1 pseudogene is annotated in these 333 nt (G+C 58.6%); it reads right to left on the bottom strand.

The features are described 5' to 3' along the window. Window positions 1–233 (bottom strand): annotated as a pseudogene (locus tag P0D70_RS36905) (hypothetical protein); the annotation flags it as partial. Between the last annotated feature and the right edge of the window lie 100 nt (window positions 234–333).

Here is a 333-nt window from a genome sequence, read left to right as displayed (position 1 = left end):
GGGTCGGTTGTCTGCCACTCTGCGTAGCCGGTGACGTGACCTTCTGTGTCGTAGACGAACGCCCTGATCTTGCTCGGCATCGCGACCAGATGCGGACGCAGTGAACTGCTGTCGCTGTACTCAACGGTTGTTACCGTCTTGCTGCCCGCGACCGTTGCAACTGCTTTCGTTGGCCGGTTGGCGCCGTCCCACGTGTACTGTGTATTCCCATCCGGGGTAACTCTTTGCTTCAAGTTCCCTGAGGTATCCCACGTACGTGACACCGTGCCACCAGGTGTGGCAATAGAGCCAGGGCGCGACGTGTCGCCGACACTAAAGGAATATGTGCTGTTC

Source organism: Paraburkholderia sp. RL17-381-BIF-C (assembly GCF_046026435.1).
In the GTDB taxonomy this organism is placed as follows: domain Bacteria; phylum Pseudomonadota; class Gammaproteobacteria; order Burkholderiales; family Burkholderiaceae; genus Paraburkholderia.
Note: the sequence above shows the minus strand (reverse complement) of the source record. Positions and strands in the feature narration are given on the sequence as shown.